Source organism: Bradyrhizobium sp. USDA 4472, from assembly GCF_054058595.1.
Genome location: NZ_JBSSAM010000001.1, coordinates 3,239,048 through 3,253,852 on the forward strand (window position 1 = coordinate 3,239,048; position 14,805 = coordinate 3,253,852).

The 14,805-nt window shown below is 65.7% G+C and carries 12 protein-coding genes; 7 read left to right on the forward strand and 5 right to left on the reverse strand.

Annotated elements, in window-relative coordinates; genetic code table 11:
* Position 1 precedes the first annotated feature (1 nt).
* Both ACVWZ4_RS14875 and ACVWZ4_RS14880 read right to left on the reverse strand, forming a co-directional pair.
* Positions 2-3,508 (reverse strand): hypothetical protein, encoded by a 3,507-nt coding sequence (locus ACVWZ4_RS14875; RefSeq protein WP_456740634.1) that lies wholly within the window; start codon positions 3,506-3,508, stop codon positions 2-4.
* Between the two features lie 375 nt (positions 3,509-3,883).
* Entirely contained in the window at positions 3,884-4,483 is a 600-nt protein-coding gene (locus ACVWZ4_RS14880) for a PadR family transcriptional regulator (protein WP_456740635.1), read from the reverse strand.
* Between the two features lie 176 nt (positions 4,484-4,659).
* On the opposite strand from ACVWZ4_RS14880, the gene ACVWZ4_RS14885 reads away from it, so the two are divergent.
* From ACVWZ4_RS14885 to ACVWZ4_RS14900, 4 genes are read left to right on the forward strand one after another with little or no spacing between them, the layout of a single operon-like run.
* Positions 4,660-5,043, forward strand: a complete 384-nt coding sequence (locus ACVWZ4_RS14885) for a nuclear transport factor 2 family protein (RefSeq protein ID WP_456700037.1) — start codon at positions 4,660-4,662, stop codon at positions 5,041-5,043.
* Positions 5,044-5,062: 19 nt separating this feature from the next.
* Positions 5,063-6,853: an acyl-CoA dehydrogenase C-terminal domain-containing protein gene (locus tag ACVWZ4_RS14890; protein ID WP_456740636.1), complete on the forward strand. Its 1,791-nt coding sequence runs from the start codon at positions 5,063-5,065 to the stop codon at positions 6,851-6,853.
* 48 nt (positions 6,854-6,901) lie between these two features.
* Positions 6,902-8,110: an acetyl-CoA C-acetyltransferase gene (locus ACVWZ4_RS14895; RefSeq protein WP_456700035.1), complete on the forward strand. Its 1,209-nt coding sequence runs from the start codon at positions 6,902-6,904 to the stop codon at positions 8,108-8,110.
* Positions 8,111-8,128: 18 nt separating this feature from the next.
* On the forward strand, positions 8,129-10,342 hold the full coding sequence (locus ACVWZ4_RS14900; protein WP_456740637.1) for an FAD-dependent oxidoreductase: 2,214 nt from the start codon (positions 8,129-8,131) through the stop codon (positions 10,340-10,342).
* Positions 10,343-10,446: 104 nt separating this feature from the next.
* On the opposite strand, the gene gstA is transcribed toward ACVWZ4_RS14900, so the two are convergent.
* Positions 10,447-11,061: a glutathione transferase GstA gene (gstA, locus tag ACVWZ4_RS14905; RefSeq protein WP_456740638.1), complete on the reverse strand. Its 615-nt coding sequence runs from the start codon at positions 11,059-11,061 to the stop codon at positions 10,447-10,449.
* Between the two features lie 126 nt (positions 11,062-11,187).
* On the opposite strand from gstA, the gene ACVWZ4_RS14910 reads away from it, so the two are divergent.
* The 3 genes from ACVWZ4_RS14910 (at position 11,188) to ACVWZ4_RS14920 (ending at position 13,866) form a co-directional block, all read left to right on the forward strand.
* The gene (locus ACVWZ4_RS14910; RefSeq protein WP_092238175.1) at positions 11,188-11,685 is read left to right on the forward strand and encodes a MarR family winged helix-turn-helix transcriptional regulator; all 498 of its coding nucleotides are present in this window, start codon (positions 11,188-11,190) and stop codon (positions 11,683-11,685) included.
* A gap of 99 nt (positions 11,686-11,784) precedes the next feature.
* The gene (locus tag ACVWZ4_RS14915; RefSeq protein WP_456763388.1) at positions 11,785-13,155 is read left to right on the forward strand and encodes a glutamate--cysteine ligase; all 1,371 of its coding nucleotides are present in this window, start codon (positions 11,785-11,787) and stop codon (positions 13,153-13,155) included.
* Positions 13,156-13,287: 132 nt separating this feature from the next.
* Complete coding sequence (locus ACVWZ4_RS14920) at positions 13,288-13,866, forward strand: PAN domain-containing protein (protein WP_456740639.1); 579 nt, start codon at positions 13,288-13,290, stop codon at positions 13,864-13,866.
* Positions 13,867-13,873: 7 nt separating this feature from the next.
* Here the strand turns inward: ACVWZ4_RS14920 and ACVWZ4_RS14925 are convergent, their stop codons facing one another.
* Together ACVWZ4_RS14925 and ACVWZ4_RS14930 are read right to left on the reverse strand one after the other, a co-directional pair.
* Entirely contained in the window at positions 13,874-14,440 is a 567-nt protein-coding gene (locus ACVWZ4_RS14925) for a nucleotidyltransferase family protein (protein WP_456740640.1), read from the reverse strand.
* Positions 14,441-14,448: 8 nt separating this feature from the next.
* On the reverse strand, positions 14,449-14,796 hold the full coding sequence (locus tag ACVWZ4_RS14930) for an MmcQ/YjbR family DNA-binding protein (RefSeq protein WP_456740641.1): 348 nt from the start codon (positions 14,794-14,796) through the stop codon (positions 14,449-14,451).
* Positions 14,797-14,805 lie beyond the last annotated feature (9 nt).

Here is a 14,805-nt window from a genome sequence, read left to right on the forward strand (position 1 = left end):
CTTAATGTGCCGCTGACGCCGACCTCTTCACCGCGACCGGCTTCGGCGCGGGCTTGGCGGCCGCTTGCGGGGCGCTGTCCCAGCCGCCGGCGGGCGCCGGGACGTTGACGGCGTCGTCGGGTTGCGGCTCGGCGCTGAAGGTCTGGATCGCGAGTTTGGCGGCGGCGAGCGATTGCGGGTCGAGGCGCTTGGCGACATCGTCGCGCTTGCCGGCCGAATCCGCGTCGCCCTGTGCAGCGGCGAGGCTGAACCATTTGTAGGACTCGGCGAGGTTCTGTTCGACGCCGATGCCGCGGGCATAGAGGATGCCGAGGTTGAACTGGCTGTCGGCGACGCCGCGATCGGCGGCTTTCCGGAACCACTGCGCCGCGCTCTGGTAGTTGGCCCCACGTCCGCCGCCATCGGCATCGAGCACCGCGAGATTGTGCATCGCCTTGGCGTTGCCGCGCTCGGCGGCCTGCGTGTAGTAGCGGCGGGCGATATCGGCGTCCCTTTTCACGCCCAAGCCCTTTTCGTAGAGCGTGCCGAGGCGGAAGGTGGCGGGCACCACGCCGGCCTGCGCCGCGCGGTCGTACCACTTCGCCGCTTCATCGTAATTCGCAGCCACGCCCTTGCCCTCGGCAAAGCGCAGGCCGATCTCGTAGGCCGCCGTCGCATCGCCCTTCATCGCGGCGGTGCGCAGGGCGGGGCCGGCGATGCCCTCAGGCAGCTTCTCGCTCGGCGGGATCTGGATGAGGCTCAGCCGGGTGCGGCTCGCGCCCGACAAGGCGCCGGTCACGTCGCTGTTCGGCGCGGGCGGCGTCGGCGCCGCCGTGACGGGCGCGGGCGGAATTTCGACCGAAGCCGTGCTGCCGGAACTCGTCGCTTGTGCCGGCGCGGCATTGTTCAGGGACTGCTTGCCGATCGGCGTCGGCGAGGTCATCGACGGTGTGACCTGTTCGGGCGCGGCGGGCTTGCTCTCGACCGGTGGCGGCGCCTGCGGCGCGGGCCGGCTCGACGTGTCTTCCATGGCCTGCGGCGCCGGCGGCGCGCTGCCGCCTTCGAGCAGGTTCATGGCCATCTTGAAAGTGCCGAGCACGATCACGACCACGCTCGCGCCGACCAGCAGCGAGCGGATTTTCGACGTGATGGTCGAGCCGCCTTCCTGACCCGTGGCCTGCGCTTTTGCCTGGCTCTTGTCCTTGACGCGGCCCGCGATCGCGGCCTTGGCGCCGCGGGCGGGCTTCTCCGGCGGTTGCGCGGCGGCAGCCTGCGCGGCGCGGCGCGCGGCAGCGATGAAGCTCGACGACGACACCGGCTCCTTCGGCGGGGCGGGGATTTCGCTGATCGCGCTTTCGGAGGCGGCAATGCGCTCGGACGGGGTGGCGAGGCGGCCGCCCGGACGCGTGCCGGGTTCGAGGGGATGATCCGGCGGCAGTTCGGGCGCGATCGCGGCACGCGCCGTGTGCGGCTCCAGGATCTCGCTGATCGCGCGCGGCGGCAAAGGCGGTGCGGCTTGCGCGGCCATCGGCATCGGCGGCGGTGCTGCTGCATGGAATTCGCGCGGCGCGGCAACGAACGCAGAATGCGACGGCTGCTGCGCGGCGGCCGGATTCGGCAGCTCGGGCTTCGGATCGTATTTCGGCTGCGGCGGCTGTGGCTGCCATTGCTCGCGCGCCATCGGCGCCGGCTCGACCGGAGCCGGCATCTGCATGGGCGCAGCCATCGGCACCGGGGCGGGGGCCGGAGGAGCCGTGCGCACCGCGCGCAGATCGCCCTCGATCATGGCAAGGCGATCGACGACATGGCCGAGCGTGTTGTGCACGGCCTCCAGCGAATCCTGCGTGCTGCGGTTGGTCTCGGCCTGGCTGTAGCGGATATCGGAGAGTTCGCGCTTGACGAGATCGACCACGCCGGAATCCGGCGACGGTGCCGAATTGCGGCTCTCGGCCAGTGCGGAATAGGTCGCCTGCTGCCGCTCCAGATGCCTGAGGATGTCGTGCAGCCCGTCCTCGACACGGCCCAGATTGCCGCCGCGCTGGTCGGAGGCGGCCTCTAACCGCTCCAAGAGATAGGAGACGCGTTGCTCGACATGCGCGAAGGTCGACGCCGAATCGTTGCCGACCTGCATGCGGTCGAAACGGTCGGACAGCGCGCGGATCGCGGCTTCCAGATGCTCGGTGCTCTCGGCGGGTTGCGGCCGCTCGCGGGTTTCCAGTGCGGCGGTGAGCGCAGCGATGCGCTGCTCCAGCACGGCAAAGCTGTCGCTGCGGTCCGAGGCGCGATCGATCTGGTCGACCTTGGACGACAGCAGCTGCACGTCCTCGGAGAGGCGTGCCAGCGCTTCATTGGAGGCGACGTTCGAGACGATGCCGCGCAGCGCCGAGATCGCGCCCTCGAGCTGGCGCACCGTCGAGGGATCGTCATTGGCGCGCAGGATCAGATCGAGCTTGGCGCCGAGATTGCGGATCGCCTCGTCATAGCCGGCGAGCTGCTCGGCCGGCGTCAGCGTGCGCAGCACCTGCTTGATGTCGGAGAGCGCGCGCTCGATGCCTGACAGCACCTGGCCGTCGGTGCCGTTGGAGCGGGTTTCGTCGATGCGACGATGCAGCGAGCGGATCTCGTTCTCGATCGATTCGATCGCGCGGCGCGGCATCGCCTCGGTGATGGCGTTGCGGATCTCGGCGAGCTCGGAGCGGAAGCCGTTGATCGCCTGCTCGGTATTATCTGGCCGCTGCAGCGACTCGATCTGGCTCGTGATCTTGAGCAGATGGCGCTCGAGCGACGAGAAGTCCGGCCCCGGGGGCGGCGGAGCGTAGGCAGCCGCCGGTTGTGCCATCGGCGGCGCCATCGGGGGGGCGTAGGGAGCCGCAGAGGGGGCGATCGAGGGCGCAGCGCGCGGCGGGATTTGCCGCGGTGCCAATCCGTCGAGCTCGCTCTGCCGCGCGGTGATCTCGGCGACGGCGACGTCGAACGAGGCGGGGCTCAAGGGAGGTGAGCTGCGATACACCTGCGCTGCCGCGCGCTCGACCGCATCGGCCTGGCGTTGGCGTGATTCGACGGGGCTCGGTGCCGATGGTGCTGGTGCGGGTCGCGGCTGAAGCTGCTGCGCTTGCGGCTGCGGCTGCTGTGGCCGCGAGATCTGCGACAAGCGGGCATCGAGCCGCGAGATCGCATCGTTGAGCTGGCGCGCGACGCCCTGCTCGCGTGACATGTCCGGACGCGGTGCCGCGGGCTTTGAAATCCGTTCGATCTGCTGGGTGATCGCGTCGAGCCGCTGATGGATGTCGGCGACCTCGCGGCTCGCCTGACCAGCTCCCTGGCTCAGCGCCTGCGCCGAGCGCGGATCGGGGCGCGGCTCTTGACGCGGCTGCTCGTAAGGCCCGCGAAAATTCGGCGGAGCAGTCTCGCCGAGCGTTGAATTCAGCCAGTCGTTGAGCGACATGCCGGCGCGGCGCGCAGCAGCTTCGGCCCGCTCCCGGACGGATGGATCGATCCCGTCAACACTCCACGATACGCGCGAATTCATGACTCTGTCCGGTTCCGACCCGCGCCCCACCCCGGCGCCTCCAGACTCCCCACGCGTGCCGGTTGTAAAGACAATCGGATTTGGCGCGGGTCGTCTGCCTCGAATTCCGACTTTTGTCCGTCACGGTAAATAACGCGTTAAGGAACGCCTCGCCGGTGTCTTAAAGTTGGGCGGCGGGAGGCCGGGGGACGCTCATACGCCCTCGGTGCGCTCCCGCCCCGCTTGTGGGGAGGGCCGGGGAGAGGGTGTCTCGGCAACGAAGACTCCCCCAGAGGAGAAAGCCCTCACCCGCGCGCGGGACGATGCTGCGCATCGCCCGGGACGCGCGACCTCTCCCCGCAAGCGAGAGAGGTGAGGGCCAATGCCGATGCCGATCTAACCCTTCTCGCGCTTGCCGTCATCCAGCGGCACCACCGTGCCGGTCCCCTTATCCTTGCCTGACATCGCCGACAACGCCTCGAGCGCCTCCTCGCAGAAATCGGCAACCAACTGCTCATGCCGCGCGCCGAGGCGAAGCAGCAGCAGGTTGCCGAGGTCGAGCACGCTCGATGCCGTGCCGTCGGGGAAACGCTTTTTCAGAATACGGACGTAGTTCTCGTGCCGGTCGCGGTGGTGCTCCAGGCGGTCCATCAGATCGGTGCGGATCGGCTCGATGTCGATGCTGTCGAGCGCATGCAGCCGCACCAGCAGATCGTCCTTGATCGAAGGTGGCGTGCTCGGTCGCGCGGCCCAGTGCTGCAGCGCTGTTCGGCCTTCGGGAGTGAGCGTATAGATGAGCTTGTTGGGTTTGCCTGATTGCACGACCTCGCGGCCCTGGATGTAGCCGCGGTCGCGCAGCTTGGACAGCTCGCGGTAGATTTGCTGGTGGTCGGCCTTCCAGAAGAAGCCGACGGAGGAGTCGAACGTCTTGGCGAGCTCGTAGCCCGTCATCGGACGTTCGGTGAGGCATGCGAGGATCGCGTCGCCCAGTGCCATGTGACCTTCCTCCCTGACCTTCTCGCCAAGCCGGCTTGACTTTATGCAAATCGGCGCATATGCGTCAATGTGCATATGAGGTGGGCGAGAGACCCCCCCGCGAAACAGGCCCTTCGCGCTACTGTGCATGGGGTTGTTTCCGCGTTTTGCCAAAGCTGTTTGGGAGGCACCTGACAATGACCGGCCTCGACTCCTGGTACGCTTACATGAAGTCCCACGATCGCACGGCACTGTGGGACCTGCTGCATCCCGAGGCCGTGTTCGAGAGCCCCGTCGTGCACTCGCCGCAGCGCGGGCGCGACATCACCTTCAAATATCTCGCCAGCGCCGACAAGGTGCTCGGCGGTCCCGGGTTCACCTATGTCGGCGAGTGGACCAGCGCCAACGGCGCCGTGCTCGAATTCAAGACCATGATCGACGGCATCGAGATCAACGGCGTCGACATCATCAGCTTCGATGCCGAGGGACGCATCACCAACTTCAAGGTGATGGTGCGTCCGCTCAAGGCCATCAACATGCTGCACCGCCTGATGGCGGAGCAGCTCGCCGCCCAATCCTAGAGAACTCCGGGAGACCGCCATGCCGATCTACAAAGCCCCCGTCGAAGACGTGAACTTCCTGCTCAACGACGTCTTCCAGATCGACCGCTACGACAATCTCGCCGGCTTCTCCGATGCCTCGAGCGACGTGCGCGAGGCGATCCTGGGCGAAGCCGCCAAGCTCGCAGAGGAGGTTCTGCAGCCGCTCAACCGGGTCGGCGATCTCGAAGGCTGCAAGCGCGCCGATGACGGCAGCGTCACCACGCCGAAGGGTTTCAAGGACGCCTTCAGGCAGGTCGCCGAGGGCGGCTGGCTCGGTCTGTCGGCACCGACCGAGTTCGGCGGCCAGGGCCTTCCGGTGACGCTCTCGCAGGCGGTCAACGAATTCCAGATCTCCGCCAACATGGCGTTCTCGATGTATGGCGGTCTCACCATGGGCGCGACCGCGGCGCTGATCGTTCATGGCTCGCCGGAGCAGAAGCAGACCTACGTGCCGAAGATGGTCGCCGGCGAATGGACCGGCACCATGAACCTGACCGAGCCGCATTGCGGCACCGATCTCGGCATGCTTCGCACCAAGGCCGTGCGCCAGGCCGACGGCAGCTTCCGGATCACCGGCACCAAGATCTTCATCTCCGCCGGCGAGCATGACCTGGCTTCCAACATCATCCACCTCGTGCTCGCCCGCATCGAGGGCGCGCCTGCCGGCATCAAGGGTGTGTCGCTGTTCGTGGTGCCGAAATTCCTGGTCAACGCCGATGGTTCGGTCGGTGCCCGCAATGGCGTCGTCTGTGGTTCGATCGAGCACAAGATGGGCATCCACGGCAACTCCACTTGCGTGATGAACTACGACAACGCGACCGGGTGGCTGATCGGCGAAGAGAACAAGGGCATGCAGGGCATGTTCGTGATGATGAACGAGGCCCGCCTCGGCGTCGCCGTGCAGGGCCTCGCGCAATCGGAGGTCGCCTACCAGAACGCGGTTGCCTATGCCCGCGAACGCATCCAGGGCCGTTCGCTCACCGGCGTGAAGGCGCCGGACAAGCCGGCCGATCCGATCATCGTGCATCCCGACGTGCGCCGCACGCTGCTCTCGATCCGCGCCTTCAACGAGGCCGCGCGCGCCTTCGTGATGTGGACCGCCCTGAAGAGCGACGTCGCCCATCGCTCCGACGATCCGAAGGACAGGCAGGCCGCGGACGATCACATGGGCCTGATGACGCCGGTGCTGAAGGGCTTCCTCACCGACCACGGCTTCGCCAACGCGGTGCAGGCGCAGCAGATGTACGGCGGCCACGGCTACATCGCCGAGCAAGGCATGGAGCAGTTCGTGCGTGATGCGCGCATCGCGATGATCTACGAGGGCGCCAACGGCATCCAGGCGCTCGACCTCGTCGGCCGCAAGCTGCCGCGCGACGGCGGCCGCGCCATCATGGCGTTCTTCGGCGAGGTCATGACCTTCGCCAAGGAAAACGGCGGCGACGAGGCGCTCAAGCCCTTCATCACCCCGCTCTCGACCTCGCTCGGCCATCTCCAGCAGGCCACGACGTGGCTGATGCAGAACGCGATGGCGAAGCCCGACAATGCCGGCGCTGCCGCGACCGATTACCTGCATCTTTTCGGTTTCGTCGCCCTCGGCTACATGTGGGCGAAGATGGCCAAGGTGACCCAAGCCAAGATTGCCGCCAGCGGCGCGACGCCCTATCTCTCCACCAAGCTCGTCACCGGCCGCTTCTTCATGGAGCGGATGCTGCCGGAGACCGCGGCCAATCTCGCGCGCATTCAGTCCGGCTGCGCCACCATCATGGAATTGCCTGCGGAAGCGTTCTGAGCCAGCTTCCGCGCTAACGAAATTCGACCAACAGATCAGGAGGGCATCATGCCTGAGGCATTCATCTACGATCACGTTCGCACCCCGCGCGGCCGCGGCAAGTCGGACGGCGCCCTGCACGAAGTCACCGCGCTCGCGCTCGCCACCGTGCCGCTGAAGGCGCTGAAGGACCGCAATCATTTGCCGGAAGATTCCGTCGACGACGTCGTGCTCGGCGTGGTCGATCCGGTCGGCGAAGCCGGCAGCGACATCGCTCGCTTCGCCGCGCTGAAGGCGGGTCTCGGTGAAGCCGTGCCCGGCGTGCAGATCAGCCGTTTCTGCGCCTCTGGCCTCGATGCCGTGAATTTTGCCGCCGCGCAGGTGATGAGCGGCCAGCATGAGTTGGTGATCGGCGGCGGCGCCGAATCGATGAGCCGCGTCGGCATCGGCGCCTCCGGCGGTGCCTGGCCGATGGATCCGTCGATGGCGGTCCCCGCTTACTTCATGCCGCAGGGCGTCTCGGCCGATCTGATCGCCACCAAATACGGCTTCTCGCGCGACGACGTCGATGCCTATGCGGTGCAGAGCCAGCAGCGCGCGGGCAAGGCGTGGGACGAAGGTCGCTTCAACAAGTCGGTCGTGCCGGTGAAGGACATCAACGGCCTCACCATTCTCGCCAAGGACGAGCATATGCGGCCCTCGACGACGATGCAGTCGCTGGCGCAGCTGCAGCCGTCGTTCACGATGATGGCGCAGATGGGCGGCTTCGACGGCGTCGCCGTGCAGTCGCATCCGGAGATCGAGCGCATCAACTACGTGCACCACGCCGGCAACTCCTCGGGCATCGTCGACGGTGCCGGCGCGGTGCTGCTCGGCAGCAAGGAGGCGGGCGCGAAGTACGGCCTGAAGCCGCGCGCAAAGATCCGCGCGTTTGCCAATGTCGGCTCGGAGCCGGCGATGATGCTGACCGGCCCGGTCGACGTCACCGAAAAGCTGTTCGCCCGCTCGGGCATGAAGAAGTCGGACATCGACCTGTTCGAGCTCAACGAGGCCTTCGCCTCGGTCGTGCTGCGCTACATCCAGGCCTTCGACATCGACAACGCCAAGATCAACGTCAATGGCGGCGCGATCGCGCTCGGCCATCCGCTCGGCGCGACCGGCGCGATGATCCTCGGCACCGTGCTCGACGAGCTGGAGCGCACCAACAAGTCCACCGCTCTGGTCACGCTGTGCATCGGCGGCGGCATGGGCACCGCGACCATCATCGAGCGCGTCTAAGGGTAGGGAGCAACCAACATGGCTTACAAGAACTTTGCGGTTGAGACCGATTCCGACGGCATCGCGCTCGTCACCTGGGATATCCCGGGACGTTCGATGAACGTGCTCGACGAGACCTCGACCAGCGAGCTCGACGCGATCGTCAAGGAGACCACGGCCGACGCCGCGGTCAAGGGCGTCGTCATCACCTCGGCGAAGGAAGCGTTCTGCGCCGGTGCTGACCTCTCCATGCTCGAAGGCATGAACCAGGCCTACGCAAAGGTCTTCAAGGAGCAGGGTGAGACCGCCGCGAACCAGATGCTGTTCGAGCAGAGCCGCCGCTTCTCGCAGGTGCTGCGCTCGATCGAGACCTCAGGCAAGCCGTGGGCGGCCGCGATCAACGGGCTCGCGCTGGGCGGCGGTTTCGAGATCACGCTGTGCTGCCACTATCGCGTGGCCGCGGAGAACCCCAAGACGCGTCTCGGCCTGCCCGAGGTCAAGGTCGGCCTGTTCCCGGGCGCGGGCGGCACGCAGCGCGTGCCGCGCCTGGTGCCACCGCAGGACGCGATGACGATCCTGCTCAAGGGCGATCCCGTTACGATCGAGAAGGCGAAGGCGCTGAATTTGATCCACGCCGTCGTTCCGGCTGCCGAGTTGATCAAGGCCGCCAAGGACTGGATCAAGGGCGGCGGCAGGGCCGTCGCGCCCTGGGACGAGAAGGGCTTCAAGCTCCCGGGCGGCCCGGTGTTCTCCAAGGCCGGCATGATGATGTTCCCGGCCGGCAACGCGATCTACCGCCGCGAGACCTACGACAACTATCCGGCCGCACGGGCGATCATGAGCTGCGTCTATGAAGGCTTGCAGTTGCCGATCGACGCGGCGCTGCGCGTCGAATCGCGCTACTTCACCTCGGTGCTGCGTTCGAAGGAAGCGGCCGCGATGATCCGCAGCCTGTTCCTCTCGATGCAGGAGCTGAACAAGGGCGCGCGCCGTCCGAAGGACGTGCCGCCGACGAAGGTCAAGAAGATCGCCGTGATCGGTGCCGGCTTCATGGGCGCGAGCGTCGGCTACGTCTCGGCCCGCGCCGGCCTCGACGTCGTGCTGATCGATCGCGACCAGGAGAGCGCGGACAAGGGCAAGGCCCATGCGCGGAAGGTGATCGAGGACCAGATCAAGAAGGGCCGCGCCAAGCCAGATGATGCCGAGAAGCTGCTTGCGCACATCACCCCGACCGCGGACTACGCCGCGCTCAAGGACGTCGACCTCGTGATCGAGGCCGTGTTCGAGGACCGCAGGGTCAAGGCCGACACCTTCGCCAAGGCCCAGGAATACCTGAAACCGGACGTGATCTTCGCGTCGAACACCTCGACGCTGCCGATCACGTCGCTGGCGGAGAGCTTCAAGGATCAGGGCAAGTTCGTCGGCATCCACTTCTTCTCACCGGTCGAGAAGATGATGCTGGTCGAGATCATCAAGGGCAAGAACACCGGCGATCTCGCGCTCGCGACCGCGCTCGACTACGTCCGCCACATCGGCAAGACGCCGATCGTGGTGAACGATAGCCGCGGCTTCTTCGCCAACCGCTGCGTCGGCCGCTACGTCGCCGAGGGCAACGAGATGTTCCTCGAAGGCGTGCCGCCCGCGATGATCGAGAACTGCGCCAAGATGGCCGGTATGCCCGTCGGTCCGCTCTCGCTGTCGGATGAAGTCGCGCTCGACCTCGGTCTGAAGATCATGAAGGCGACGGAAGCCGATCTCGGCCCCAACGCCGTCAATCCCGATCAGAAGAAGCTGATGGTCGAGATGGTCGAGAACCAGGGCCGCCTCGGCCGCAAGAACAGCAAGGGTTTTTACGACTATCCGGAGAAGGGCAAGGGCTCGAAGAGCCTGTGGCCGGGCCTGTCGGCCTTGCAGCCGAAGCAGCTCGATCCGGACACGCTCGACGTCGAGGAGCTGAAGCAACGCTTCCTGGTGGTGCAGGCCGTGGAAGCCGCGCGCACGGTTGAGGATCACGTCATCACCGATCCGCGCGAGGCGGATGTCGGCTCGATCCTCGGCTTCGGCTTCGCGCCGTTCACCGGTGGCACGCTGTCCTACATCGACTTCATGGGCACGAAGAAGTTCGTCGAGCTCTGCCACAAGCTCGAAGCCAAGTACGGCTCGCGCTTCACGCCGCCGAAGCTGCTGGAGGAGATGGCGGCGAAGGGCGAGACCTTCTACGGCCGCTTCGCGCCGAAGAAGGCGGCAGCTTAAGGCACTTGCAGCCCGGATTTCGCTGCGCTCCATCCGGGCTGCGCAGAAAACCAAAAAGGCCGGATCGTCGATCCGGCCTTTCGCATCTTCCGTCCGAGACGGGCTTACTTCGCCTGCGCCAGCCCTTCCTTCGTCAACGCCTCCTGCACCTTCGGCCGGGCCGCCACGCGGGCCTTATAGGCGGTGAGGTTCGGCATCGCGGAGAGGTCGAACTTCATCCGGTCGGCCCAGGTCAGCATCGTGAAGAGATAACCGTCGGCGACCGAGAACTGCTTGCCCATGAGGTAGTCCTTGCCGGCGAGCTGGCTGTCGATGTGCTTCAGCTTGCCCACGACGCGGTCCTTGAAGAACGCCTTGGCGTCGTCGTTCAGGGCCGGCGCGAACAGCGGGCCAAAGCTCTTGTGCACCTCGGAGGTCAGGAAGTTCAGCCATTCGAGCAGCTTGTAGCGCTCGGAACTGTCGCGCGCGGGGGCGAGTGCCTTGGCCGGGGCCTTGTCGGCGATCATCTGGACAATGACCGGGCCTTCGGTCACGATCTCGCCGCTGTCGAGGCCCAGCGCGGGGACCTGACCCTTGGGATTGACCTTCAGATAGTCTTCGCCGTTCTCGAGCTTCTTGGCCCGGAGATCGACCTTGACCAGCTCATACGGCAAGTCGGCCTCCAGGAGCGCGATATGGGGGGACAGCGAGCACGCACCGGGCGCGTAATACAGTTTCATGGAATTTTCTCCTCTTGACGCTTGGTTAGGGCGAAAGAACGCCTACATGCATCTGCATGCAATAGTCAAGATTGATGCAGGTGCATTGAGTAGGGTAAGAAGCGGACGACGACTTTGAGCGGGACCATGAAACGCAAACCATCGACTGAGGCAACCAGTGCCTGGATCCGTCTGATGCGGGTGCAGAGCCGTGTGCTTGACTGTGTCGAACAGGACCTGAAGAAGGCCGGGTTCCCGCCGCTGGCATGGTACGATGCGCTGCTCGAATTGTCGCGCGCGCCGAGCGGAGAGCTGCGCCCGGTGGAGCTCGAGCGGCAAATGCTGATCCCGCAATACTCCACCTCGCGCCTGATCGACCGCCTGGTCGACGAGGGGCTCGCATGCCGGCGCGAATGCAAGATCGACAAGCGTGGTCAATTCGTCGAGATCACGGAGGCCGGCCGCGAGTTGCAGAAGCGGATGTGGGGCGCCTACTCGGCTGCGATCGAGAAATACGTCGGCTCGAAACTCTCCGATGCCGATGCGGTCAAGCTCAGCGGTCTGCTCGACCGGCTGGGCTGCTCGTGCGGCGAGATGAAGCTGCCGCCCGTAGTCAACGTCACCGAACCTTCGCCGTCGCGATGATCGCGCGGCAAACCAGCACGTCTGCGCGCCCGGTGGGTTCGCGGACCATCCCCGCCACCCGCGCGCATTCGATCGAAGCGCTTTTGATTAGAGTTTGATATGGCGCGAGACCAGATCGATATGACGCCGCTGCAATCGCGCGACGAGCTCGTGGCGTGGTTCGAGGCCGGCAGCAAGGACCCGTCGGAATTCCGCATGGGTACCGAGCACGAGAAGACGCCGTTCACGCTCGAAGGCCATCGGCCGGTGCCCTACGAGGGCGCACGCGGCATCGGCGCGCTGCTCGAGGGCATGAAGCTCCTGCTCGGCTGGGAGCCGATCATGGAGAAGGGCAACATCATCGGGCTCTACGACGTCACCGGCGGCGGTGCGATTTCGCTCGAGCCAGGTGGACAGTTCGAACTGTCCGGCGCGCCGGTCGAGAACGTGCACCAGACCCAGAGCGAGCTGATGGCGCACCTGGCGCAGGTGCGCGAGATCGCGACCCCGCTGGGCATCGGCTTCCTTGGTCTCGGCATGACGCCCTCCTGGTCGCGCGCCGACATCCCTGTCATGCCCAAGGGCCGCTACAAGATCATGAGCAATTACATGCCGAAGGTCGGCCAATACGGCCTCGACATGATGTACCGGACCTGCACGGTGCAGACCAATCTCGACTTCTCCTCCGAAGCCGACATGGTCAAGAAGCTGCGCGTCTCGCTGGCGCTGCAGCCCGTCGCGACCGCATTGTTTGCCAATTCGCCGTTCACCGAGGGCAAGCCGAACGGCTTCCTGTCCTTCCGCTCGGAGATCTGGCGCGACACCGACAATGCGCGCGCCGGCATGATGCCCTGGGCATTCGAGGACGGCATGGGTTTCGAGCGTTATGTCGACTACGCGCTCGACGTGCCCATGTATTTCGTCAAACGCGGTGAAGACTACATTGATGTGTCGGGCTCCTCGTTCCGCGCCTTCTTCGAGGGCCGCAACAACAACCTTCCCGGCGAGCGTCCGACGTTGTCGGACTGGGCCAACCATCTCTCCACGATCTTCCCCGAGGTACGGCTGAAGCGCTATCTCGAGATGCGTGGCGCCGATGGCGGGCCATGGGGCCGGCTCCCGGCGCTGTCGGCGTTCTGGGTCGGACTGCTCTATGACGACGTGTCGCTCGATGCTGCCTGGGACATCGTGAAGCACTGGACCGCGCCTGAGCGTCAGGCGTTACGCGACGACGTGCCTCGCTTTGGCTTCAAGGCGCGGATCAAGGACCGCTATCTGTTCGAGATCGCCAAGGAGTGCCTCGTTCTCGCACATGCAGGCTTGCGCCGTCGGGGCCGCATCGACGCGATCGGCCGCGACGAAACGCGGCATCTGGAGCCGCTCGATCGCATCATCGATTGCGGCCGGACTCCGGCCGAAGAGATGCTCGAGAAGTTCAACGGCGCCTGGCAAGGCTCGGTGGAACCTGCCTACGCCGAATATGCGTTCTAGAACCATTTCCGTTCCGACAGGAACGGAGGCCAATGATCGGGATTTCGGCCGTTCATCGCCCGTACAGGTTTGCGGCGATCAAATGTCCGGCCGAAAAACCTGAGCGCCGTCAATAACTCGAAAGCTGTTCCGATGGGGAAGGGCCGCCTGTCCAGGGCCGTCATGGCCAAGGTCTTGGCAAGCGTCGTGGCCTGCGTCACGCTGCTGTCGCTCGTATTTGCGCGCGTACCCGCGCACGCCCAGACGGCGTTCGACCGGCCCGGCGGCGATTATTTCAACACACCCGTCACGTCGGGCGATCCCGAGGATTGCGCGCTGCTCTGCGAGCGCGATCGCCGCTGCCGTGCGTGGAGCTTCAGCTATCCTGATATCGACGGCGCCGCGGCGGTGTGCTGGCTCAAGAACACCGTGCCGCCGCGACAGCCCGCCAATTGCTGCATCTCCGGGGTGCGCGGTGCCGGTGTGATCGAGCCACGCGTCGAGGGCGTCGAGACCTCGATCGACCGTCCGGGGGGCGATTTGCGCAATTTCGACCTGAAGGACGGCGAAGGCGAGGAAGCCTGCAAGGCCGCCTGCACCGCCGACAACAAGTGCCGGGCCTTCACCTATGCCCGTCCCGGCTATACCGGGCGCGAGGCGCGCTGCTTTCTGAAAAAGGAAATCAAGCCGCCGCGGCGGAAAGCCGGGTTCACGTCTGGCGTGGTGAGGTAGGCCAGGATCACGGCGTCGCAATCACCGTGAGCTCCGGCCACAGCGCTTTCCATCGCTCGGCTTTCAAGGCGTAATTCGCGGCGGAGAAATTCGGGCCCGGATTGGGACGCACAATCAGCCCTGCGACGTCATTCAAGCCGTGCGGTGCATAGACGTCGAAACCGTCGTCCGTGCGCCTCACGCCCACTTGCGTATTCTGCGTCAGGAAGCGGTCGATGCCGTCAGTCGAGCGCGACAGGGGCGGATAGGGCAGGCCGTGCTTGGCTGGATACCACAGATGCACGCGTGCCTGATTGCGGGTCTCGATTTTGGCGTCGACATGATCGAGCCGTCCTTGCAACTGGCGGATCACAACGTCCTCCGCGTCCCAGGACGTGTCAGGGTCGAAATAGAAGACGTCGTAATCGGCAATGCCGTGATCGACGGCGCGCTTCGTGAGTACGTTCCACACGGTTTGCACCAGGCATCCCGAGACCAGCCAAGCGTCGGGGAGCGCGAGCCGGTGGAGTTCATCGATGATTGCGAGGTTGACCGGGTTCTTCAGAGCCAGCGCGAGGAAGCGAGCCTCGTCCATGGCATCAGTCACGCGCCGATACGCGCATCATAATCCGCTCGCGCGGCCTTCGACGCGAGAGCGCGCCAGCGCCGGCGGAGAAGCGGCTCTACGATCGCGCGCTTCGCCTTGGACAGGCGGATCAGCACGATCGGATGGTCGGCGTAATGATCGGTGAAATAGAAAATCTGCGGCTGGCTCCCGACCAGCATCGCGCGCTCGTCGATCGGGACATCAGGCACGACCAGGCTGTCGCCATCCTCCTTCAGGCGCGTCAGCATCGTCTTGCGCACCTTCAGCGCGGGCGTGCCGTAGGACGTGCCGTCGTCGACCTCCGGCCACGTCAGCGCAAATTTTCTGACGTCGTCGAAGGTCATGGCAGCACG

Excerpts from the sequence above, each read along its gene's own strand:
- ACVWZ4_RS14920 (WP_456740639.1), top strand. The coding sequence starts at position 13,288 with ATGGGGAAGGGCCGCCTGTCCAGGGCCGTCATGGCCAAGGTCTTGGCA.
- ACVWZ4_RS14925 (WP_456740640.1), bottom strand. The coding sequence starts at position 14,440 with ATGGACGAGGCTCGCTTCCTCGCGCTGGCTCTGAAGAACCCGGTCAAC.
- ACVWZ4_RS14900 (WP_456740637.1), top strand. The coding sequence starts at position 8,129 with ATGGCTTACAAGAACTTTGCGGTTGAGACCGATTCCGACGGCATCGCG.
- ACVWZ4_RS14915 (WP_456763388.1), top strand. The coding sequence starts at position 11,785 with ATGGCGCGAGACCAGATCGATATGACGCCGCTGCAATCGCGCGACGAG.
- ACVWZ4_RS14880 (WP_456740635.1), bottom strand. The coding sequence starts at position 4,483 with ATGGCACTGGGCGACGCGATCCTCGCATGCCTCACCGAACGTCCGATG.
- ACVWZ4_RS14885 (WP_456700037.1), top strand. The coding sequence starts at position 4,660 with ATGACCGGCCTCGACTCCTGGTACGCTTACATGAAGTCCCACGATCGC.
- ACVWZ4_RS14930 (WP_456740641.1), bottom strand. The coding sequence starts at position 14,796 with ATGACCTTCGACGACGTCAGAAAATTTGCGCTGACGTGGCCGGAGGTC.
- ACVWZ4_RS14895 (WP_456700035.1), top strand. The coding sequence starts at position 6,902 with ATGCCTGAGGCATTCATCTACGATCACGTTCGCACCCCGCGCGGCCGC.
- ACVWZ4_RS14875 (WP_456740634.1), bottom strand. The coding sequence starts at position 3,508 with ATGAATTCGCGCGTATCGTGGAGTGTTGACGGGATCGATCCATCCGTC.
- ACVWZ4_RS14890 (WP_456740636.1), top strand. The coding sequence starts at position 5,063 with ATGCCGATCTACAAAGCCCCCGTCGAAGACGTGAACTTCCTGCTCAAC.
- ACVWZ4_RS14910 (WP_092238175.1), top strand. The coding sequence starts at position 11,188 with ATGAAACGCAAACCATCGACTGAGGCAACCAGTGCCTGGATCCGTCTG.
- gstA (WP_456740638.1), bottom strand. The coding sequence starts at position 11,061 with ATGAAACTGTATTACGCGCCCGGTGCGTGCTCGCTGTCCCCCCATATC.